24 protein-coding genes are annotated in these 20911 nt (G+C 37.1%); 23 read left to right on the top strand and 1 reads right to left on the bottom strand.

The window, feature by feature from the left end:
* Nucleotides 1-4 precede the first annotated feature (4 nt).
* The 9 genes from LRP81_RS17130 (at nt 5) to LRP81_RS17090 (ending at nt 6966) form a co-directional block, all read left to right on the top strand.
* On the top strand, nt 5-1264 hold the full coding sequence (locus tag LRP81_RS17130; RefSeq protein ID WP_230503374.1) for a tetratricopeptide repeat protein: 1260 nt from the start codon (nt 5-7) through the stop codon (nt 1262-1264).
* A 31-nt stretch (nt 1265-1295) separates the two neighbouring features.
* Complete coding sequence (locus LRP81_RS17125; protein WP_230503372.1) at nt 1296-1832, top strand: ReoY family proteolytic degradation factor; 537 nt, start codon at nt 1296-1298, stop codon at nt 1830-1832.
* Nucleotides 1833-1974: 142 nt separating this feature from the next.
* Nucleotides 1975-2424 (top strand): YpiF family protein, encoded by a 450-nt coding sequence (locus tag LRP81_RS17120; RefSeq protein ID WP_230503370.1) that lies wholly within the window; start codon nt 1975-1977, stop codon nt 2422-2424.
* 245 nt (nt 2425-2669) lie between these two features.
* Nucleotides 2670-3179 (top strand): QcrA and Rieske domain-containing protein, encoded by a 510-nt coding sequence (locus LRP81_RS17115; protein ID WP_230503368.1) that lies wholly within the window; start codon nt 2670-2672, stop codon nt 3177-3179.
* A gap of 3 nt (nt 3180-3182) precedes the next feature.
* The gene (qcrB, locus tag LRP81_RS17110; protein ID WP_152444771.1) at nt 3183-3857 is read left to right on the top strand and encodes a menaquinol-cytochrome c reductase cytochrome b subunit; all 675 of its coding nucleotides are present in this window, start codon (nt 3183-3185) and stop codon (nt 3855-3857) included.
* Between the two features lie 37 nt (nt 3858-3894).
* Entirely contained in the window at nt 3895-4689 is a 795-nt protein-coding gene (locus LRP81_RS17105) for a menaquinol-cytochrome c reductase cytochrome b/c subunit (RefSeq protein WP_230503366.1), read from the top strand.
* Between the two features lie 70 nt (nt 4690-4759).
* Nucleotides 4760-5356, top strand: a complete 597-nt coding sequence (locus tag LRP81_RS17100; RefSeq protein WP_230503364.1) for a DUF1405 domain-containing protein — start codon at nt 4760-4762, stop codon at nt 5354-5356.
* Nucleotides 5357-5414: 58 nt separating this feature from the next.
* Nucleotides 5415-6212: a sporulation protein YpjB gene (gene ypjB, locus LRP81_RS17095; protein ID WP_230503362.1), complete on the top strand. Its 798-nt coding sequence runs from the start codon at nt 5415-5417 to the stop codon at nt 6210-6212.
* A 73-nt stretch (nt 6213-6285) separates the two neighbouring features.
* Nucleotides 6286-6966: a zinc metallopeptidase gene (locus LRP81_RS17090; RefSeq protein ID WP_230503360.1), complete on the top strand. Its 681-nt coding sequence runs from the start codon at nt 6286-6288 to the stop codon at nt 6964-6966.
* Nucleotides 6967-7106: 140 nt separating this feature from the next.
* Here the strand turns inward: LRP81_RS17090 and LRP81_RS17085 are convergent, their stop codons facing one another.
* Nucleotides 7107-7982, bottom strand: a complete 876-nt coding sequence (locus LRP81_RS17085) for a YitT family protein (RefSeq protein WP_230503357.1) — start codon at nt 7980-7982, stop codon at nt 7107-7109.
* Nucleotides 7983-8170: 188 nt separating this feature from the next.
* Between LRP81_RS17085 and LRP81_RS17080 the strand changes: the two genes are divergently transcribed.
* The 14 genes from LRP81_RS17080 to LRP81_RS17015 all read left to right on the top strand — a co-directional run bounded on the left by LRP81_RS17080 (nt 8171) and on the right by LRP81_RS17015 (nt 20906).
* The gene (locus LRP81_RS17080) at nt 8171-8488 is read left to right on the top strand and encodes a nucleotide pyrophosphohydrolase (protein ID WP_230503401.1); all 318 of its coding nucleotides are present in this window, start codon (nt 8171-8173) and stop codon (nt 8486-8488) included.
* On the top strand, nt 8485-9288 hold the full coding sequence (gene dapB / locus LRP81_RS17075; RefSeq protein ID WP_230503355.1) for a 4-hydroxy-tetrahydrodipicolinate reductase: 804 nt from the start codon (nt 8485-8487) through the stop codon (nt 9286-9288). The genes LRP81_RS17080 and dapB overlap by 4 nt, the downstream gene beginning before the upstream one ends.
* 16 nt (nt 9289-9304) lie before the next feature.
* Nucleotides 9305-9724 carry a methylglyoxal synthase gene (gene mgsA, locus LRP81_RS17070; protein WP_230503353.1) on the top strand — a complete coding sequence of 140 codons (420 nt, stop codon included), beginning with the start codon at nt 9305-9307 and terminating at the stop codon, nt 9722-9724.
* Complete coding sequence (bshB1, locus tag LRP81_RS17065; protein WP_230503351.1) at nt 9717-10427, top strand: bacillithiol biosynthesis deacetylase BshB1; 711 nt, start codon at nt 9717-9719, stop codon at nt 10425-10427. Before mgsA ends, bshB1 begins: the two co-directional genes overlap by 8 nt.
* Nucleotides 10428-11561 carry an N-acetyl-alpha-D-glucosaminyl L-malate synthase BshA gene (gene bshA / locus LRP81_RS17060; RefSeq protein WP_230503349.1) on the top strand — a complete coding sequence of 378 codons (1134 nt, stop codon included), beginning with the start codon at nt 10428-10430 and terminating at the stop codon, nt 11559-11561.
* Between the two features lie 31 nt (nt 11562-11592).
* Entirely contained in the window at nt 11593-12804 is a 1212-nt protein-coding gene (locus LRP81_RS17055) for a CCA tRNA nucleotidyltransferase (protein ID WP_230503347.1), read from the top strand.
* Entirely contained in the window at nt 12774-13760 is a 987-nt protein-coding gene (locus LRP81_RS17050; RefSeq protein ID WP_230503344.1) for a biotin--[acetyl-CoA-carboxylase] ligase, read from the top strand. The genes LRP81_RS17055 and LRP81_RS17050 overlap by 31 nt, the downstream gene beginning before the upstream one ends.
* A 269-nt stretch (nt 13761-14029) precedes the next feature.
* Entirely contained in the window at nt 14030-14860 is an 831-nt protein-coding gene (panB, locus tag LRP81_RS17045; RefSeq protein WP_230503342.1) for a 3-methyl-2-oxobutanoate hydroxymethyltransferase, read from the top strand.
* Nucleotides 14861-14866: 6 nt separating this feature from the next.
* Entirely contained in the window at nt 14867-15715 is an 849-nt protein-coding gene (gene panC, locus LRP81_RS17040) for a pantoate--beta-alanine ligase (protein WP_230503340.1), read from the top strand.
* A 15-nt stretch (nt 15716-15730) separates the two neighbouring features.
* The gene (gene panD, locus LRP81_RS17035) at nt 15731-16114 is read left to right on the top strand and encodes an aspartate 1-decarboxylase (RefSeq protein ID WP_230503338.1); all 384 of its coding nucleotides are present in this window, start codon (nt 15731-15733) and stop codon (nt 16112-16114) included.
* A gap of 126 nt (nt 16115-16240) precedes the next feature.
* The gene (locus tag LRP81_RS17030) at nt 16241-18826 is read left to right on the top strand and encodes an exonuclease domain-containing protein (protein WP_230503336.1); all 2586 of its coding nucleotides are present in this window, start codon (nt 16241-16243) and stop codon (nt 18824-18826) included.
* A 215-nt stretch (nt 18827-19041) separates the two neighbouring features.
* On the top strand, nt 19042-19212 hold the full coding sequence (locus tag LRP81_RS17025; protein WP_230503334.1) for a YpmA family protein: 171 nt from the start codon (nt 19042-19044) through the stop codon (nt 19210-19212).
* Nucleotides 19213-19224: 12 nt separating this feature from the next.
* Complete coding sequence (locus LRP81_RS17020; protein WP_230503332.1) at nt 19225-19698, top strand: cell wall elongation regulator TseB-like domain-containing protein; 474 nt, start codon at nt 19225-19227, stop codon at nt 19696-19698.
* A gap of 20 nt (nt 19699-19718) precedes the next feature.
* Nucleotides 19719-20906, top strand: coding sequence for a pyridoxal phosphate-dependent aminotransferase (locus tag LRP81_RS17015; RefSeq protein WP_230503330.1), 1188 nt, complete (start codon nt 19719-19721; stop codon nt 20904-20906).
* Nucleotides 20907-20911 lie beyond the last annotated feature (5 nt).

Here is a 20911-nt window from a genome sequence, read left to right as displayed (position 1 = left end):
TAATTTGTCATACACAGTAATCGACCAAGCACTTGAACTAATAGATAATGGAGAAATGGAAAAAGGACTTGCCCTTCTAAAAGAAAACGAGAATAGTTTGGGGGAAGAAGATTTATTCCAAACAGCTCAAATCTACCAACAATTAGGAATGCTGGAAGATGCAAAGATTATATTCCGAAACTTATTGTATCAATTCCCTAATGAATCAGACTTGATTATTTCACTAGCGGAAGTGCATATTGATTTAGATGAAGAGGACGAAGCGATGGCACTCCTTGACAACATCTCACAAGAAGACAATGGATTTGTACAAGCTTTATTGTTATTGGCAGATCTATATCAAGCACAAGGGCTATTTGAAGTAAGTGAGCAAAAGCTGTTGACGGCAAAGAAACTTGCGCCAAATGAACCCATTATTACACTTGCACTTGGAGAGTTGAACTTGTCAAAAGGGGACTATAAGAAAGCTATTCCATATTATGAAGCGATAGGTAACGACAATAATGAATTGGATTATCCCCTTGATGAAAGATTAGCAGAGTGTTACAGTGCGACAGGGCAATTTGAAGAAGCGATGCCATTTTATGACAAAGCTTTGCAAAATCAGTTGAAAATTGACGTATTATTTCAGTACGGTTTTACTGCTTTTCAGGCAGGATATTTCAAGACTTGTATCGAAAAACTAAATCAAGTGAAAGAATTGGATCATGAATATTCTTCTATTTATTTGTACTTGGCTAAGGCCTATGAACAAGAAGGAATGTTAAAAGAAAGCTTGGAAACTGCCAAAGAAGGTCTAGCGGTAAATGAATTTAATAAAGAACTGCAGCTATATGGGGCGCGGGTCGCGATCAAGCAACAAAATAGTGAAGAAGCAGAAAAGTTGTTAAGGGAAGCAATCGCCGTGGATCCAGGCTATGTGGAAGCAGCGATGACACTCACTAAAATATTCTTACAGGATGAGCGTTATGAAGACGTAATAGATACTATCCAAGAATTGATACGATTTGGTGAAACTGATCCACAATATGATTGGGACCTTGCTGTAGCCAATCAGAATCTAGAAAAATATTCTGATGCATTAAACCATTACCGTCTTGCATATACTTCTTTTAAAGATGACAGCAGCTTTCTTTACGATTACGCTCATTTCTTACTGGAAGAAGGATTACGTGAAGAAGCCAAACCTCTATTTGAAAAACTAATTCAACTAGATCCGACGAATATAGAGCTACAGGATTTGTATTTAAGTTTACAAGAGTAGAGAAAATCAACGCAGAGGAGGGACGATAGTTGTGGCTACCCCTGTATCTGTCAACGAGAAAAAGGACTTTATAAGGTGGTTCTTAGGAAACTATCAGTTAAAAAGACGAGAATGTGTTTGGATTTTAAACTATTTAATGAGTCATGATCAATTAATGAAAAAAGTTCATTTTGTCGAGCAAGCCCAATTTTGCCCGCGCGGTATCATTATGTCAACTCATTGTGTAGAAGAAGTGCCATTCAGATTTTATAAGGAAAATGTGATGACTACTGATGCTGAAAAATCTTTTCACGATATTCGTTTGAATAGAGATGAGGACATTTATATCCAATTAAACTTCAGATCAGTATATCATTCCCCTCAGTATGCAGCGGTGTTAGAAGAAAATCCATTTATGCCAAAACAGTCCCAATTCAATGAAAAGGATCGAATCCTTGCAGAACGCATGCTGGAGGAATCTATTTTTACTTTTCAGCGAGAAAAACTTCTGAAGTTGATTGATGAGGCATTAGATCAGCAGGATGAAGTGGCTTTTATAAAACTGACAAATCAACTAAAGAAACTATAAAACCCTGCTTATCGAGCAGGGTTTCGTACGTATTATGCTTCTAAATTTAAATCAGTTGACCTTAAGTACCACAAATCTTATAGTAAAAATATTAATTACAAAGCTATTTAGAATCTTAAAAGGAAAGAGTTGAATAGAAACAATGAAATGGACAAGCAAAGATATCGTGCAATACACACAAGCGAAAGAGTATATAGATACTGTCGTAATCCCTTTAATACCAATCAGCTTTAAAGAAAATATTCAATCTGTCGCTGCACAAGGTGAGTACATAACTATTTTAAGCTTTGAACTTGAAAGACAATTCAAAGGCAGAGTTGTTCTTTTACCTTCCTTCAGCTATGTCGAAGCATCTTCATCCGTTGAACAACTAAACAATGTTTCTCTTCATATTAAAGAAGCTGGAATTAAGCATGTGTTTCTATTAACTTCTGATGCTACGTGGAGCACCCAAGAACAAATACTGGAAGGGAAGCTCATTTGGTTACCTTCTATTCCACTGCAAGATATGGATGAAAAATATAAAAAGAAGATTATACAAGATCAAATGAATCAGCTTCTCCCCATGTTCATCCAAAAATGGCAGAATTAAATCATAAATATGGTGCAAAATATAAAATGAAATAATCTTTTAGCAAAATAATATTAAAAAAGCAATAGAAAAAATTCGAAAATTTGAGACTATCTAAAATAAGTCACAACCTTGCCATTTTTTCAGACCATGACCTTATTGACCTTGGGACAAGATTGATATATCATGAGAATGTCCTAGTTTTCTATGTGTTATCATCTATTGTCCGTATTGGACTTAGTTCTTCTTATAGAGGGGGGAAAACAATGAGTGAGAAAAACCATCGCGTGTCTAGACGTCAATTCTTAAACTATACCCTTACTGGTGTAGGCGGTTTCATGGCAGCAGGAATGCTGATGCCAATGGTTCGTTTTGCAATTGATCCAGTTTTAAAAGCTGGAACGGACCAGGATTTTGTCTATGTTTGTGAAGAAAGTGAACTGACAACTGAACCAGAACGTTTTGACTTTAAAATCGACCAGGTTGATGCATGGTATGAATCAGAAGAACCTCGTTCTGCTTGGATCTTCAAAGCTGAAAATGGTGACATCGTTGCATTATCACCTGTATGTAAACACCTTGGCTGTACGGTAAACTGGGCTTCTGACGAGGCGAACCCAAACAGATTCTTCTGTCCTTGCCATTACGGCTTGTATGAAAAAAATGGTGACAACGTACCTAATACACCGCCACTTGCTCCACTTGATGTGTACCAACACAGAGTGGAAGACGGTAAAGTATACTTAGGTAGCGCGAAACCTAAAGGGGAGGCGTAATAATTGTTAAATAAGATCTATGACTGGGTTGACGAACGGTTAGATATTACGCCAATGTGGCGCGATATCGCGGACCATGAAGTCCCTGAACACGTAAACCCGGCACATCACTTCTCCGCATTTGTTTATTGCTTTGGAGGACTAACATTTTTTGTTACTGTTATCCAAGTATTATCTGGAATGTTCCTAACGATGTATTACGTTCCGGATATTAAAAATGCGTGGGAATCAGTTTATTACCTACAAAATGAAGTTGCGTTCGGTCAAATCGTTCGCGGTATGCATCACTGGGGAGCTAGTCTCGTTATCGTAATGATGTTCTTACATACCCTGCGTGTATTCTTCCAAGGTGCATATAAAAAGCCTCGTGAACTTAACTGGGTGGTCGGAGTACTTATTTTCTTCGTAATGCTTGGTCTAGGTTTCACAGGATATCTATTACCTTGGGATATGAAAGCGTTATTCGCAACAAAGGTAGGTTTGGAAATTGCTGCAGCAACACCTTTAATAGGAGACATGGTGAAAACATTGCTTGCAGGTCATCCTGAAATCGTTGGAGCTCAAACACTGACTCGTTTCTTCGCGATTCATGTATTCTTCCTCCCAGCAGCTCTGTTTGGATTAATGGGAGCTCACTTTGTCATGATTCGTAAGCAAGGTATTTCCGGACCACTATAAGATCCATTATTTTTCAACATAAAGGAGGGGAACCTATATGCATAGAGGAAAAGGGATGAAGTTTGTTGGTGACTCCCGTGTACCAGCAGAGCGTAAACCTAATATTCCGAAAGATTATTCCGAGTTTCCTGGTAAAACGGAAGCATTCTGGCCAAACTTCTTATTAAAAGAATGGATGGTTGGTGCGGTATTCTTAATAGCATTTCTTTGCTTGACAGTTGCGCATGAACCACCGCTAGAGCGTATTGCAGATCCAACTGATACTGCATATATTCCACTACCAGACTGGTACTTCTTATTCTTATATGAACTTCTTAAATATCAATTTGCTGCTGGACCTTACACAGTTATTGGTGCGATGGTTATGCCAGGTCTTGCTTTTGGTGCCCTATTACTTGCACCATTCATCGATCGTGGACCAGAGCGTCGCCCAAGTAAGCGTCCAATTGCAACTGGATTAATGCTTCTTGGTATTGCATCTATCTTCTTCCTAACTTGGCAGTCTGTTGATTCTCATGACTGGGAAGCTGCAGCACAACAAGGGGAAATTACAGAAGAACTAGCAATTGAGATAGATGAAAGTGCGGAAGGCTACCAAATACTTCAAGCAAGCTGTTTAGGTTGTCATGGTGGTAATCTACAAGGTAACCCAGGATTGGCACCTTCTTTACTTGGACACCACGAGGAACTTACAGCAGAAGATTATAAGGATATTGCGGTTAATGGTATTGGAACAATGCCAGCTGGACAGTTCCAAGGTACTGATGAAGAGCTAGAAATTCTAGGTGAATACTTAGTAGAAATGAATGAACTTGCTGCAGAAGCAGAATGATGAGAAAGCTGGCTAAATTAGCCAGCTTTTTTGTATAATGAATTCATTATGATAAAAGCGAGGGTAGACAATGTTCACTTGGTTTATTCATTTATTAAAACACCCAACTATGCTTTGGCTAGTATTGGTTATTAACATTCTCGGCACTATTTATGGGTACATTTGGTATGGATATCAGCTTGCTGAGACACCAGCAATTTTTATCGCTTTTGTTCCAGATAGCCCGACAGCAAGTTTGTTCTTTTGCTTCGTATTACTTGGTTTTATTTTTAGAAGAAATTATCGGATTTTTGAGGCGTTGGCTATTGTAACACTGGTTAAGTACGGTATCTGGGCTGTAGTGATGAACATATTGACTTTTTTAGAAACAGGATATTTACCAATAGAGGGGTATATGCTTATCGTCTCTCATGGTGCTATGGCTGTTCAAGGAATATTATACAGCCCATATTATCGATTTGAAAAATGGCACTTAGTTGTGGCGGGAATATGGACTTTACATAACGATATTATTGACTATGTTTTTGGAATGATGCCTAGGTATGGTAGTCTCATGCAATATATGCCTGAAATTGGCTATTTTACTTTCTGGTTAAGTATTTTCTCCATTGCAATCGCCTATTATTTTTCACTGCGGCAAAATAGGTACGAGTTATCCATTAAATAATGTTCTAACCTTGTCCACACTTTCATAACATTTAGTATTGAATATGGGAGGGACAGGCATGAAAGTAAATAAACTTCTAATACTCGCGCTAATCACTGTGTTCATTTATCCAGTCAATTCTAACGCTCATTCACATGATGAGCAGGTTGAATCCTTCATTCTCAATTACATCATGGATGATGCCCTTCAGTTAGTTAAAACAGAACGATATGTAGAGGCACATAATCTTCTGGAGATTTTTTCAGAAGAATTTACCCAAGTGTTAGTTTCGAATCAACAAATACCGATGAATGAAGTAAGAATAATATCGCTTGCTCATAACCAGTCATTGGCGTCGTTAACGGATACAACTTTACCTCACGAGGAGAGAGTTAGGTCGGTAATGAAACTACGCTTAGTAGTTGACGCAATGACTTCCGAGCATCAGCCAATGTGGGTGGAAATGGAAGAGCCTATTGTCATGACGTTTCAACAATTAAAAGATTCTATTGATACAAGGGATCGTGAAATGTATCAGGAAATGTATAGCAGACTCTTACTGGAATACGATATGATCCATCCTAGTATTCGAATGGACGTAAAACCAGAACATATACAGAAAATGGATGCGCATTTTGAATATTTGGATAAGAATAGGAATAATTTACTTTCTCATTTAGAGGAATTCGATGATATGGAAGTCATCGAGGCGGACTTAAAAGCATTATTTAAAGAATTAAAGGAAGATGAAACGGACCCTTCTCTATTGTGGGTTATGATTTCGACAGGAAGTCTTATCTTACTTACCCTCTTTTATGTGGGTCTACGCAAATATCTAGGAACTAAAAAGCTGGAAAGACGGAAAAAAGCTGAATGATTGACATGGATAAAATAAAACAAATAAAATAATCCTAACAAGGAAACCACCAAACACAAGGAGGCATTTTCTTATGGGATTAGGATTATATCTTATCTATTTCGCGATATTGTTAATTGTTCCGTTATGGGCTCAATCTCGTGTAAAAAATGCGTATAAAAAATACTCAAAAGTTGCATCCTCTTCAGGAATGCCGGGAGTGGAAGTTGCACGTAAAATATTGCATGACAACGGTATTTATGATGTGAAAGTAGAAGAAACAAGAGGGCATCTGACAGATCATTATGATCCGCGTTCCAAAACAATACGACTTTCATCGCATAACTACCATGGTAACTCTATTGCAGGGGCAGCGATTGCAGCACATGAGGTCGGCCATGCTATTCAGGATGATCAAGCCTATGCGTTTTTACGATTTCGACATGCATTAGTCCCATTTGCAAGTATAGGATCAAACATGTCATTTTTTCTAATATTCGCTGGACTTATTTTCGGTGCATCTAATCTTATATTAATAGGTATTATCTTCATGGCTGCAGCTGTACTATTTCAGCTTGTTACATTACCAGTAGAGTTTGATGCTTCCAGCAGAGCGATGGATCAAGTTATCTCGCTGGGAATTATTAACAACAATGAAGAAAGAGAAACGAAGAAAGTATTAAATGCCGCTGCTCTTACTTATGTAGCTGCGGCTGCAGTGGCAGTTGCAGAGCTGATGAGATTTATTTTAATCTATTTGGGTAATCGTGATTAACATCTTATAATGAAAATTTGTAGGTGTTCAGAATAATCTATTCTGAGCACCTTTTTTGCATACATTAAAAGCATAAATAAAAACTGTAGACAACCCGAATAATAGAGTATATCTACAGTTTAGAAATTCTTTAATTATGTCTAACGTTCCATCGGGTTTTTATTTTCATCGAGCGTAAAGCCTTCACCAAGTACATCATGTACATCATTTACCGCAACAAAGGCATGGGGATCAACAGAAGTTATCACGTTCTTCAGTTTGACGATTTCGTTCTTTGCAACTACACAGTATAAGACATTACGCTCCATTTTAGAAAATGTACCTTGCCCTTTTAAAATGGTTACGCCTCTATCCATCTCCTGATGAACTTTAGTCGCAATTTCTTCATGCCTATCAGAAATGATGGTAGCACCTTTAGCTGCATATGCTCCTTCTTGCATAAAATCAATCACTCTTGCTGCAACAAATACAGCAACAAGTGTGTACATAGCTTCTTGATAAGTTAAGTACATGATGAGAGAGAGAATAATTACGACTGCATCAAATAGAAACATCGTTTTTCCCATACTCCAGCCGATATATTTATGGGCAAGACGAGCAATGATATCTACTCCACCAGTGGTACCTCCGTACCTGAAAATGATTCCGAGTCCAATGCCAATAAAAACACCAGCAAACAAAGCTGCTAACGTTAAATCTTCTGACAAAGGGGGAAACATTAAAGGAACTCTTTGGAAAATCCACAGGAATATCGATAAACTAAACGTCCCAATCAATGTATAGAAAAATGTATTTCGTCCTAGTAGCTTCCATCCTATAAAGAAGATAGGAATGTTTAAAATAAGGTTTGTATAAGAAGGGTCAAAGTGAAACATGAAAAATAATAATAAGGTGATACCTGTAAATCCGCCCTCCGCTAGATTATTCTGCATATTAAAATTGACAAGTCCAAAAGCAAAGATGGCCGAGCCTATTAAAATATAGATGATATTCGTAATTCTTAAGCCAGTTAACATGGTGACCTCCAAGACCTAGATTGTTTACAACCTCTCCATTATAATAGACAAAAAGAAGGGAAGTAAATTGTTATTTTCCCAAGGCATTAAAGTAATACTCCCAAGCTAAATAATTTGTCAAATGATAGGCTTTTAGCTAACATGAAAAATGAGGTGAAGAATTAGTGCGTGAAAAAACAATTCAAGAAATGCAAAAAGAAGTGGACAACTACATTTCACAATTTAAGGAAGGTTATTTCACACCTCTTGCCATGCTTGCAAGAATGACGGAAGAACTTGGGGAATTATCCCGTGAAATTAATCATTATTATGGGGAAAAGCCAAAGAAAAATACAGAAAAAGAGAATACTGTAGAAGAAGAGCTTGGAGACATGCTGTTTGTAATGATATGCTTTGCTAATTCACTTAATATTGATTTGCAAGAAGCTCATGATCGAGTCATGCACAAATTTGAAACGAGAGATAAAAACAGGTGGACAAGAATCAGGAAGGAAGAGGAAAAATGAAAATCATCAAGATAATTTTGGCAGGACCACGCGGCCGAATGGGACGGGAAGCAGTAGAGTTAATACAAAGAGAGGAACACTTTGAGTTAGTAGCCTGTCTTGATCGGGTAAATGAGGGGAAGAGACTATCTGACCTAGATGGTTTCCCGCAAATAGATGCTCCGATCTATAAAGATCCAGTAAAATGTTTCCAAGAAATCGAGGCTGATGTATTAATTGATTTGACCACACCTGAAATAGGTAAAATACATACTAAACTAGCTGTAGAACATGGAATTCGTCCTGTTGTTGGAACAACAGGCTTTAATGAAGAGGAGCTTCAAGAGTTGACAGAGCTTGCAGATGCTAAAAAAACTGGTGTTATTATTGCACCCAATTTTGCGGTTGGTGCCATTTTGATGATGAAGTTTGCACAAATGGCTGCCAAACATTTTCAAGACGTAGAGATTATAGAATTGCATCATGACCGTAAGCTTGATGCCCCTTCTGGAACAGGTATTAAAACAGCAGAGATGATCTCAAAGACAAGAACGCCTAAACAGCAAGGACATCCAAATGAAGAAGAGACCATTCAGGGTGCAAGAGGTGCTGAGACGAAGGACGGAATCAGAATTCATAGTGTTAGGTTGCCAGGGCTAGTTGCACATCAGGAAGTTATTTTTGGAGGAGAGGGACAATCTCTGACCATTAGACATGATTCCTACAACAGAGCAAGCTTTATGTCCGGAGTGAAATTAGCGGTAGAGACAATAATGACATTAGATGTATTAGTATATGGATTAGAAAATATTATCGAATAACAGAGGAGAGCCTGTCATGAAGATTGCATTGATTGCACACGATAAGAAAAAGCCAGATATGATAACATTTGCTACGGCATATAAAACTATTTTGGAAAAACATGAACTATATGCAACAGGAACAACCGGTCTTAAAATTGCAGAAGCTACAGGGTTATCTGTTTATCGCTTTCAGTCTGGTCCATTAGGTGGGGACCAAGAAATTGGTGCTTTGATCGCTCAAAATAAAATGGATATGGTAATCTTTTTTAGGGATCCACTTACAGCTCAACCACATGAACCAGATGTAACGGCACTGCTTAGACTTTGTGACGTCTATGCTATTCCACTTGCTACAAATATGGGAACTGCAGAAATTTTAATTCATGGGCTCTCTAGAGGGGAACTACATTGGAGAGATATTATTCACGGTAAAGAGGCGGAAGAGAATGAGTGACCAAATAGACATACTTGCATTTGGTGCACACCCAGATGATGTGGAAATAGGGATGGCAGGAACGTTGGAAAAGTATCGTCAAAAAGGATACTCCACTGCTATTTGTGATTTAACCCTTGCAGAAAGGTCTTCAAATGGAACGGTTAACATTAGGCAGAAAGAAGCAGCATTAGCATCTTCCATTTTAGGATTAACCAAAAGAATTCAGCTAACCTTGCCTGATAGGGGATTGTTTTTAGATGATAATTTTTTAAAGGAAATCATGACAGTCATAAGAAAGCACCAACCGAAAGTAGTTTTTGCTCCCTACTTTGATGATCGCCATCCAGACCATGGGAATTGTGCACGATTAGTAGAGGAAGCGGTTTTTTCAGCAGGAATTAAACGGATGGAAGATAATGAAAACCAACCAGCACATAAAGTGACCAATCTTTATTTTTATCAAATTAACTCTCTTTCAAAACCTGATTTTTACATAGATATTAGCAATGAAATAGAAGTGAAGGCTAAAGCCCTTAATACATATACTAGTCAGTTTGAAAAAACACCGGATGGAGTGGAAACGCCTTTAACTAATGGATATGTGGAAGCAGTGATCAGCCGTGAACGTGCATACGGCAAACAAATCGGCTCCATGTATGCAGAAGGTTTTTTTGCCAAAGGACCACTCGTCCTCCATTATGATTTAATAGGTGGGATTTAAGTGAAATTGAAAATCGGTATTACCTGCTATCCGACAGTTGGGGGATCAGGGGTAATAGCTACGGAACTTGGAAAGTTACTGGCGGAAAAAGGACATGAAATCCATTTTATTTCCTCTAGTATGCCGTTCCGGTTAAGTAAAGTATATAGCAATATTTATTACCATGAAGTACAGGTAAATCAATACTCTGTATTCCAATACCCGCCTTACGATCTTGCATTGGCAAGTAAAATGGCAGAAGTTGCAAAGCGAGAGCAATTGGATTTACTTCACGTCCATTATGCAATTCCTCATGCTGTTTGTGCTTATTTAGCTAAGAAAATGACAGGTGATTCTTTGAAAATAGTAACAACGCTTCACGGAACAGATATCACTGTTCTTGGATATGACCCTTCCTTAAATGACATGATTCGTTTTGGAATTGAAGGATCAGATGCTGTAACAGCAGTTTCAGAATCACTCGTACAACAAACCTATGATTTATTAAAACCTAAAAAAGCTATTCAGACCGTTTATAACTTTGTTGATGAGCGAATTTATTATAAAAAAGACACACAAGAACTAAAAGCCCAATATGGAATTTCTCAGGATGAAAAGGTTATCATCCATGTTTCGAATTTTCGGAAAGTCAAACGGGTCCAGGATGTTATTCGTTCATTCAAACTGATCCAAAATCAAATTCCCGCGAAACTATTACTTGTAGGAGATGGCCCGGAAATTTCTGTCATGTGTAACCTAGTTCAAGAATTAGGTTTGAAAGACAAAGTACTTTTTCTAGGAAAGCAGGATAATTTAGAAGATCTGTATTCATTCAGTGACTTGATGCTTCTTTTGTCTGAAAAGGAAAGTTTTGGTTTAGTTTTACTGGAAGCGATGGCATGTGGTGTGCCTTCAGTAGGTAGTAAAATTGGTGGGATACCTGAGGTAATTGAACCTGGTAAAACGGGATATCTTAGTGAAGTTGGTGATATTGAGGATATTGCCAAAAACGCTATTAACATTTTAAGTGATGACCACTTACATAAAACTTTTTCTAACAACTCTATCAAGCGTGTAAAAGATTACTTCAGTTCTCAAAGTGTTTTAAGCCAATACGAAGAATTGTACAGGCAATTGGTTGGCACAAAGGTTTAGAATTGTACGGATAAGTTGGGAGGGGAAAAAGATGGACAAAGCCTTTCATCAAGGAATGAAAATTATTGAAGAATTAGAGAAAAGCGGCCACGAGGCATATTTTGTCGGTGGCTCGGTTCGCGATACATTGATGAACAGGGCAATTGGAGATATCGATATTGCAACCTCTGCAACTCCTCAAGATATTCAAAGAATTTTTCCGAAAACGATCGATGTTGGTGCGGAACACGGGACAATTATCGTACTAACAGCAGAGAATGAAAGCTTTGAGGTAACCACTTATCGTACCGAAAGCCAGTATTCAGATAATCGCCGTCCTGATCAAGTAACCTTTGTTAAAAGCTTATTCGAAGATTTAAAGCGCAGGGATTTTACCATGAATGCAATCGCTATGACAAAGACAGGTACGATCGTTGATCCATTTCAAGGGGAAAAAGATATCAAAAGAAAAATTATCCGTTCTGTCGGTATCCCTCGAGAGCGCTTTCAGGAAGACGCGCTTCGTATGCTAAGGGCTATTCGTTTTGCCAGCCAATTATCTTTTTCCTTAGAATCTAATACTTTCCTTGCTATCATGAATGATCACGAGCGATTGCATTCAATATCAGTAGAGAGAAAAACGGCTGAAATAGAAAAGCTCCTCGCTGGCATTGGCCTTAAGTATTGCTTGGAATTATTAGTGAAAACTAAATTGTATAAGCATCTCCCTGAATTATCGGATAAAAAATCAAAACTCTTAGAACTTAGCACCAAAAATTTATGTAACCTTAACTCCCGCTCAGCATTATGGGCAGCATTTGTTCATGTTCTAGAAATAGAACAAATAGATGATTTTTTAACCAGTTGGAAATTACCAAAAAAAGTAATAAAAGCTGTAGAGCATAATATCGCCATAATAACAAACGTACAAAAGTATGGCTGGAATAAAGAATTAATTTATCAAATGGGTTTAAAACAATCAATTGAAGCACATGAAGTATTAGTAGCCTTAAACCCAGATACGGAAACTTCCAATCTTCATATTGAAAACTTGTACAAATCCTTGCCAATAAAGAATAAAAAAGAAATCGTTTTTAATGGGCATGATCTTATTAAAATTGCTGGTGAAAAGCGTGGAAAATGGATAGCAGAATTGTATCAGGATATGGAGCTTGCCATCATTCACGGTTCTACCGCAAATGATAGGGCGGTATTAAAGGAGTGGGTGGAAAAATGGCTACAGAAATACGAAAAAAGCTATTGAGAATGTTTACAGAAACGGAAGATGATTTTTTATCAGGTCAAAAAATTAGTGAAGAACTTGGTTGTTCACGTACAGCAGTGTGGAAGCATATTGAAGATTTAAGGCAGGAAGGATTTGAACTTGAAGCCGTCCGGAGAAAAGGTTACCGGATTAAGAAAATACCAGATAAAATTTCACATAATGAAATCACCTTAGGATTGAAAACAACTTCACTTGGTAGACAGGTACATTTTAAAGAATCCGTAACTTCGACCCAAAAAATTGCTCACCAACTTGCATATGATGGGGTTCCAGAAGGAACATTAGTCGTTAGTGAAGAACAGACAACTGGAAGGGGAAGACTTAACAGATCTTGGCATTCACCTAAATACACAGGAGTTTGGATGAGTTTGATATTGCGTCCCAATCTTCCTCCAGCAAAAGCACCGCAGCTTACGTTACTTACCGCTGTTGCTATTACTCAAGCGATAGAGGAGGTAACTGGATTAAGACCTGATATTAAATGGCCAAATGATATATTAATAAATAAGAAAAAAGCTGTCGGAATTCTAACGGAGATGCAAGCGGAAGCAGATAAAATTAACTCTGTTATAATTGGAATGGGAATAAATGTTAATCATCAAATAGACCATTTTCCAAAAGAGCTCCATTCCATTGCTACTTCTCTCTCTATTGAACTTGGTAAGACAGTTAATCGGGCAGAGCTTATTCAATCCATTCTTCTCCACCTTGAAAATCTATATGAGCGGTATTTGCAGCACGGCTTTTACCCAATCAAGCTTTTGTGGGAGTCATATGCTATTAGTATTGGAAAAAGAATTATTGCTCGGACAATTACCGGAACTTTGGAAGGATTAGCAAAAGGGATAACAGAAGACGGTATCTTGATGCTTGAAGATGACCAAAACTGTATTCATTATATACACTCTGCAGATATCCAAATTGGAAATGATTAAAAAGTAGCATCTTTCCCAAACATCTTTTATAATATAGGTGGCGGGCAGTATCTAGCTAGAACTGCACCATACCATATAATTTTGTAATTACTATTTACCAACCAAATATCTGCCTTGATCCAAAGGACTAGGACAGAGGGATTGAACTGAACTTTTGATATGATATTTTCCTATCCTTCTTTCGTATGTGAAAAGAAGGATTTTTTCGGTTCTCTTCCTCTCCTAAAAAGGCTGTTTTGAGAAAAACGCCAAATAAGGAGGAAGGAAAATTGAAGACAACTGCTGATTTTTTAAAGATGAAAAAAAATGGGGAAAAAATAGCAATGTTGACAGCCTATGATTACCCATCTGCCAAGCTTAGTGAACATGCTGGTGTGGATATGATTTTGGTCGGTGACTCACTCGGAATGGTGGTACTAGGCTACGAATCAACTGTACCAGTCACTATAGAAGATATGATTCACCATACAAAAGCAGTGAAACGAGGAGCACCTTCTACGTTTATCGTTACAGATATGCCGTTTATGTCTTATCACCTTTCGATGGAGAACACCTTAACTAATGCTAAAAAGATTGTTCAGGAATCTGGTGCACATGCTTTAAAAGTTGAAGGTGGCGGTGATGTTATTCACGTTATAGCTTCCTTGACTGCAGCAGGGATTCCTGTTGTTGCCCACTTAGGTTTAACTCCCCAATCTGTTGGAGTCCTAGGTGGATATAAAGTGCAAGGGAAAGATGTGGAAAGTGCCAGAAAAATGATGAAAGAAGCCCGTATGGCTGAGGAAGCAGGAGCAATGGCACTTGTATTAGAATGTGTACCAAAACAGCTTGCCAAAGATATTGCTGCCCAGCTAACAATTCCGGTCATCGGGATAGGAGCTGGGGTAGAAGTGGATGGACAGGTACTAGTTTATCATGATGTTCTCTCATACGGAGTGGAACGTGTACCAAAATTTGTCCATTCCTATGTAGACGCTCAAAGCATTATGCGAGATGGACTTAAGCAATATGTACTGGAAGTTAAAGACTCGCTGTTTCCAACTTCAGAGCATAGTTTTACAATGAAGGAAGAAACACTTCATCGATTATATGGAGGATAAAGAAAAGTGAACATTATTAATAAAGTAGCTGACATGCAAAAAATCAGTAAGCATGAAAAACAGCAAGAGAAAACCATCGGATTTGTCCCGACCATGGGATATCTCCACGAAGGCCATCAACAGTTAATAAAAAAAGCACGTGCAAGTAATGATATTGTAGTGCTTAGCATCTTCGTTAACCCGCTTCAATTCGGTCCTAATGAGGACTTTGAAGCGTATCCTAGAAATATGGAGAGAGACGAGGAAATAGCACATTCATTGGGTGTTGACTACCTTTTTTATCCAACTATTACTGAAATGTACAATGGAGAAAGAACGACTATCATTAAAGTTCAAAAGCGCGTAGACGTTCTTTGTGGCAAGCATCGCCCAGGGCATTTCGATGGGGTGGCTACTGTAGTAATGAAATTGTTTCAGATAGTTATGCCCGATTCAGCTTACTTTGGAATGAAAGATGCGCAACAGGTGGCAGTGATTGAAGGCTTAATAAATGACTATCACCTACAAGTAGAATTAATTAGAGTTGATACTATTAGAGAAGAAGATGGTCTTGCAAAAAGCTCACGAAACGTCTATTTGAATGATAAGGAGAGATTAGAGGCCCCTTATATATATAGAGCCCTTACATCTGGTAAAGAAAAGTTTTTACAAGAAATGTCTGTAAGTAATGCAAAAGACCAAATTTTTAATTTTTTATCTAAAAACACGTCAGGTGAGATAGAATATATTGAAGTTTTATCTTATCCAGCCCTAGAGCCAATTTCTTCAGTTAAACCTGGGGAAACAGCAATCATTGCACTGGCATTAAAATTTTCTAAAGCTAGACTAATTGACAACATTGTTTTTTCATATTAAGAAGGAGTGAACAAAATGTTCCGCACACTAATGAATGCCAAGATTCACCGTGCACGAGTGACAGAGTCAAATCTTAACTATGTGGGCAGTATCACGATTGATGAAGACATTTTAGATGCTGTAGGTATGGCAGCAAACGAAAAGGTGCAAATTGTTAATAATAATAATGGTGCCCGCTTTGAAACATATATTATTCCAGGACAACGAGGGAAAAGGGATTTCTGTCTTAACGGTGCTGCAGCAAGACTTGTTCAAGAGGGAGATGTAATTATCGTCATTTCATATGCAATGATGGCAGAAGAAAAAGTGAAAACACATCACCCAAAAGTTGCAGTCATGAATGAATATAACGAAATAGTTGAAATGCTCGGGACAGAACCTGCAGCTACAGTAATGTAACCTTCCCCCTTCCATAAGGGGGTTTTTCTTTATTATCTATGGGAAAAGTAGAAATACATATAGTATTTACAAAGATTTCTATGGTACCTTTTAATTATGTTGAATAGAGTTATGAGGTGTAATTACATGAAACAGCGATATGTCGTTCTTGATTTAGAAACGACAGGGAATTCTCCCAAAAAAGGTGACAAAATCATACAAGTTGGCGCTGTTTTGATAGAGAATGGAGAAATTGTTGAGCGGTTTGCAAGTTTTGTAAATCCTGAATGCATCATACCACCATTTATCGAACAATTGACCAACATTACACAGCAGATGGTAGACCGTGCTCCAACGTTTAAACAAATTGCTCCCATGTTAAATGAAATGTTGCATGGATCTTCTTTAGTAGCACATAATGTACCATTTGATTTATCTTTTTTACAATATGAGCTTACACAAAGCGGTTATCCATCCTTTACAGGAAATACGTTTGATACAGTCGAGCTTTCAAGGGTAGTACTACCAACTTTAAAGAGCTATAAACTGACCGATTTATCACAATTATTTCAGTTGGATCATGATAGTCCTCATCGTGCAGACAGCGATGCAGAAGCGACAGCTACTATTTTCCTTAAGCTCTTAGGTAAAATTGCTGCATTGCCTACCTTAACACAACAACAGTTACATACTTTGCTACGACCAATGAAAAGTGATATTTTTTTGTTATTTAAGACTACTGATAAGCAGAAAGACACAACTGATTATTTATGCATTCAACAAAAGTTAGTGATTAAAAAACCAAAAGAAGATAATATACAGGCAAGTTTTCCATCTTTGACAGGGGAATTGGAGAATTTGCAAAAAGAAAGTGCAGAAATTTATACTCAAGTTGAAAATCTATTTGAGTCAAGACAACACGGATTTCTTGAATTTACTGGGAATAATGGGTTGCATTATGCATTGGGGGCACTGAGGTTCGCACTTAACCATAAACAAAAAGTAGTAATATGTACCGGGGCAGCAGGGACAAAACATTTGTTGGAAAAAACACTGAACAGATTGGGTAATGAGAGGGACTTATTTACAGAAATTAAAGGTAAGTATTACTATTTAAGTCTTTCAAAATTTCTACTTATTTTGGAAGATGAGGATAACAATTATGATATGGTGTTAACGAAATCACAGATTCTCGTATGGTTAACAGAAACAAAAACCGGAGATCTCCAGGAACTTTCTTTATCCTCAGGTGGAAGACTTCTTTGGGATAGTATTAATTGTAGCCGTGATAATCAAAGAAATGAGCATGATACAACTTTTTGTTTTTATGAATTGGCGAAAAACAGATTGCAAAATTCCTTGCTCATATATACTAACCATGCGTTTTTAGCGAAAGAAATACACAAGCCTGAGCTTTTTTCACAAATAAAGTATTTTGTCGTGGATGATGCCCATATTTTCCACCATCAAGTAAGTAGTTTTTTTGGAAAACAGATAAGTTATTTAGATATATATTTTGCTCTTTCAAGATTAGAGGACGTGCAAATAGTACAAGAGGCTAAAGAAGAATTAGATGAGGTATTTCGTTTAATTAGAAGTTATTGTTTAACACGAACAAGGAATAAACAAACGAGAATTATTTATCCGTTTAACGTCCTAAAGGAAAATACCCCGGGATGGTTTGCTGTTCAAGAAGCGAGTCACCGTTTTAGTATGAAATTAAAAGAGGTACTGATTTTCCTTGAAAAACAGATAAACCAAAGAGTAGAAACGTCCAAGGATGTTATGATGCTTGATACAGGGTTGCTACCTTTAAAAAAAATGAGAGCAACATTTGATTCCCTAATGTTTGAGCCGAACAAAAGCAATCTTACCTGGTTTGAAATTCATTCACGTGGTGCAAAAAACTCTGTAAGTATTTATGAACATCCAAGTGATACCACTCAAATTCTTAGTGAAAAATTTTATCAAGAAAAAAGCAGTGTTCTATTCATTTCGCCTGCGTTGAGTGTTGGTGGGGATTTTGAATATATTTCTGAAGAACTTGGTTTAACGGATTTTTATCCACAGGAGTTAAATGCTCCTTCTCAAGTGTTACCTAAAAAAATTGATGTATATATCCCTTCAGATATGCCTTTAATAAAGAAGGGAGACAATAGTTCATTTATTCAGGCTGTAAGTATGCAATTATTAGAATTGATACAGGTAAAGGAAGGAAGAATTCTTGTATCATTCTCTTCAATAGAAATGATGTATGAAGTCAGTCAAGAGCTAAAATCATACCCCAATGCAGAAGAATTTGTTATCGTAAGCCAAGGTAGTATGAGTGGCAGTAAACAAAAAATTTGGAAGACCGCTGCTAATTTTAATAAATCCATCCTTCTAGTAACGAACAGCTTTTTGGAAGAAATATCATTTCTTGATGAAAAGGTGGACACACTTGTACTTATTCGTCTTCCATTTAAAGCGATGGAAGAACCAGTCATGGCTGCAAAAATAAAAGAAGTAGAACAAATGGGGAGAAACTCATTTACTGATGTATCACTTCCTGTAGCAGTCTTACGCTTCAAAAAAATAATTAATTCATTTATATTAGGAAATGATCCAAAAGCTATTTTTATCTTTGATAAAAGGGTTATCGAAAGACGTTACGGAGATACATTTCTAGAAAGTATTCCAAACAAAAGAGTCATAAAAGAAAGTTTTTTTACCATAATAGACGAAATGACTTAAAAAAGAGGTGAATTAACCATTTTTGGAAAATTCACCTTAAAAGTTGGTGTGGGATAGGAGTAAAATTTATACTTTCATGTACATCCATGTACTAAACTGAATAGAAACTGTTATAATGTGTTTGGACACTATAGGTGATTCAGTAGTTATATTTTATCCGACATCAAAAGTCACTATGAGTTACAAAAATTGTTTGTTCGCAGGAGGATTTTGGAATGGAGAGCAAGATAGAGGTTTTATCGACTGTAACAGTGGAAAATTCAGCGGATTTGTATAAAATCGTAGATGCGTTAAACAGAACTCTTAAACGCGAAAATTTAATGTTTGGTTTGGCTTTGGATCAAAATAATCAAGAAAAAGCAATTTTTACAATATATCGTACATAAAGAAGTGATGAAATGAAAAAGTGGTTAATTATTAGCGGATTTATTATTGTTCTTATTATATTATGGCAAGGAAGCTCTATTTATCATTCTGCCTTGTCCCCTGTGAAAAATGCCCAGGATCAAGGGGCAAGAGTAGCTGTGCAACAAGCAAATTTACAGTCAATTGAAGAAGTTTCCTCATATAATGGAACACAATCCTATATCATTGTTCAAGGTACAAATAATGAAGGCAATGAGCTTATTGTGTGGGTGGACGATAATCAAGAAATAGCGTTCACAGCCCTTGCAGAAGAAGGAATATCAAAAGAAGAAGTATTGGGATACCTCCAGACAGACAGAGATCCTAAAGAAATTATTGCTGTATCACTGGCAATGGAGAAAAACACTCCATTGTGGGAAATAAAATATAAAGATTTGAATGACCAATATAATCTCTATTACATTAAATTTGAAACTGGAGAGTATTTTCAACGAATAATTTTTTAATGGTAGCGGGAGGATTTTACATGAAATTAGCCAAGAGAGTTTCCACATTATCACCATCTACGACATTAGAAATAACAGCTAAGGCAAAGGATTTAAAAGATGCTGGGCATGATGTTATCGGCTTAGGTGCAGGTGAACCGGATTTTAATACACCTGCCCATATCCTGGAGGCTGCAAAAGACGCAATGGAAAAAGGATTTACTAAATATACTCCATCTGGAGGACTTCCAGCGCTTAAAAAAGAAATAATCAATAAATTACAACATGACCAAAGAATTACCTATCTTCCGTCTGAAATTATTGTGTGCATAGGTGCAAAGCATGCCCTTTATACATTATTCCAAGTCATTTTAGATAAAGGTGATGAAGTTATCATACCAACTCCATATTGGGTAAGTTATCCGGAACAGGTTAAATTAGCTGAAGGTGTACCCGTTTATGTTGAAGGTAAAGAGGAAAATCAATTTAAGATAACAGTGGAACAACTAAAGCAAAGTATAACTCCTAAAACGAAAGCGTTAGTGATAAATTCTCCAAGCAATCCGACTGGGATGATATATACAAAAGAAGAATTGTTGGAACTTGGGAAAGTTTGCCTAGAAAATGACATTCTTATCGTATCTGATGAAATATATGAAAAGCTTTTATATGATGGAAACAAGCATTTTTCAATTGCAGAGCTTTCTCCTGAATTAAAAGAGCAGACAATCATCATAAATGGCGTGTCCAAGTCCCATTCAATGACAGGATGGAGAATAGGCTATGCTGCTGGTAATCAAATGATTATCAGTGCAATGACAAATCTTGCGAGTCACAGTACATCCAATCCAACATCAATCTCCCAGTATGCAACCATCGCGGCATATCAAGGTCCACAAGATGAAGTTGAGATGATGAGGAAGGCTTTTGAATCTCGTCTGAATATCATTTTTGAAAAACTGAACAAGATTCCAGGATTCCATTGTTTGAAACCACAAGGAGCGTTTTATCTCTTCCCAAAAGCGATTGATGCTGCTAAAATGGCAGGTTTTAATGATGTTGATAGCTTTGTAAAAGCTCTACTTGAAGAAGAGAAAGTTGCCCTAGTTCCGGGATCTGGTTTTGGTGCAAATGATTATGTTCGTCTCTCTTATGCGACAAGTCTTGACCTTTTGGAAAAAGCAGTGGAACGAATAGCTAACTATATGGCTAAAGTAGCTATAAAATAAAGAAC

It is taken from the genome of Sutcliffiella rhizosphaerae (assembly GCF_917563925.1).
GTDB classification, from domain to species: Bacteria; Bacillota; Bacilli; order Bacillales; family Bacillaceae_I; genus Sutcliffiella_A; species Sutcliffiella_A rhizosphaerae.
This window is presented reverse-complemented; position numbering and strand designations above follow the sequence as displayed.

Coding starts and splice junctions, on each gene's coding strand:
- LRP81_RS17120 (WP_230503370.1), top strand. CDS start 1,975: ATGAAATGGACAAGCAAAGATATCGTGCAATACACACAAGCGAAAGAG.
- LRP81_RS17115 (WP_230503368.1), top strand. CDS start 2,670: ATGAGTGAGAAAAACCATCGCGTGTCTAGACGTCAATTCTTAAACTAT.
- LRP81_RS17105 (WP_230503366.1), top strand. CDS start 3,895: ATGCATAGAGGAAAAGGGATGAAGTTTGTTGGTGACTCCCGTGTACCA.
- LRP81_RS17100 (WP_230503364.1), top strand. CDS start 4,760: ATGTTCACTTGGTTTATTCATTTATTAAAACACCCAACTATGCTTTGG.
- ypjB (WP_230503362.1), top strand. CDS start 5,415: ATGAAAGTAAATAAACTTCTAATACTCGCGCTAATCACTGTGTTCATT.
- LRP81_RS17090 (WP_230503360.1), top strand. CDS start 6,286: ATGGGATTAGGATTATATCTTATCTATTTCGCGATATTGTTAATTGTT.
- LRP81_RS17085 (WP_230503357.1), bottom strand. CDS start 7,982: ATGTTAACTGGCTTAAGAATTACGAATATCATCTATATTTTAATAGGC.
- LRP81_RS17080 (WP_230503401.1), top strand. CDS start 8,171: ATGCAAAAAGAAGTGGACAACTACATTTCACAATTTAAGGAAGGTTAT.
- dapB (WP_230503355.1), top strand. CDS start 8,485: ATGAAAATCATCAAGATAATTTTGGCAGGACCACGCGGCCGAATGGGA.
- mgsA (WP_230503353.1), top strand. CDS start 9,305: ATGAAGATTGCATTGATTGCACACGATAAGAAAAAGCCAGATATGATA.
- bshB1 (WP_230503351.1), top strand. CDS start 9,717: ATGAGTGACCAAATAGACATACTTGCATTTGGTGCACACCCAGATGAT.
- LRP81_RS17055 (WP_230503347.1), top strand. CDS start 11,593: ATGGACAAAGCCTTTCATCAAGGAATGAAAATTATTGAAGAATTAGAG.
- LRP81_RS17050 (WP_230503344.1), top strand. CDS start 12,774: ATGGCTACAGAAATACGAAAAAAGCTATTGAGAATGTTTACAGAAACG.
- panD (WP_230503338.1), top strand. CDS start 15,731: ATGTTCCGCACACTAATGAATGCCAAGATTCACCGTGCACGAGTGACA.
- LRP81_RS17030 (WP_230503336.1), top strand. CDS start 16,241: ATGAAACAGCGATATGTCGTTCTTGATTTAGAAACGACAGGGAATTCT.
- LRP81_RS17025 (WP_230503334.1), top strand. CDS start 19,042: ATGGAGAGCAAGATAGAGGTTTTATCGACTGTAACAGTGGAAAATTCA.
- LRP81_RS17020 (WP_230503332.1), top strand. CDS start 19,225: ATGAAAAAGTGGTTAATTATTAGCGGATTTATTATTGTTCTTATTATA.
- LRP81_RS17015 (WP_230503330.1), top strand. CDS start 19,719: ATGAAATTAGCCAAGAGAGTTTCCACATTATCACCATCTACGACATTA.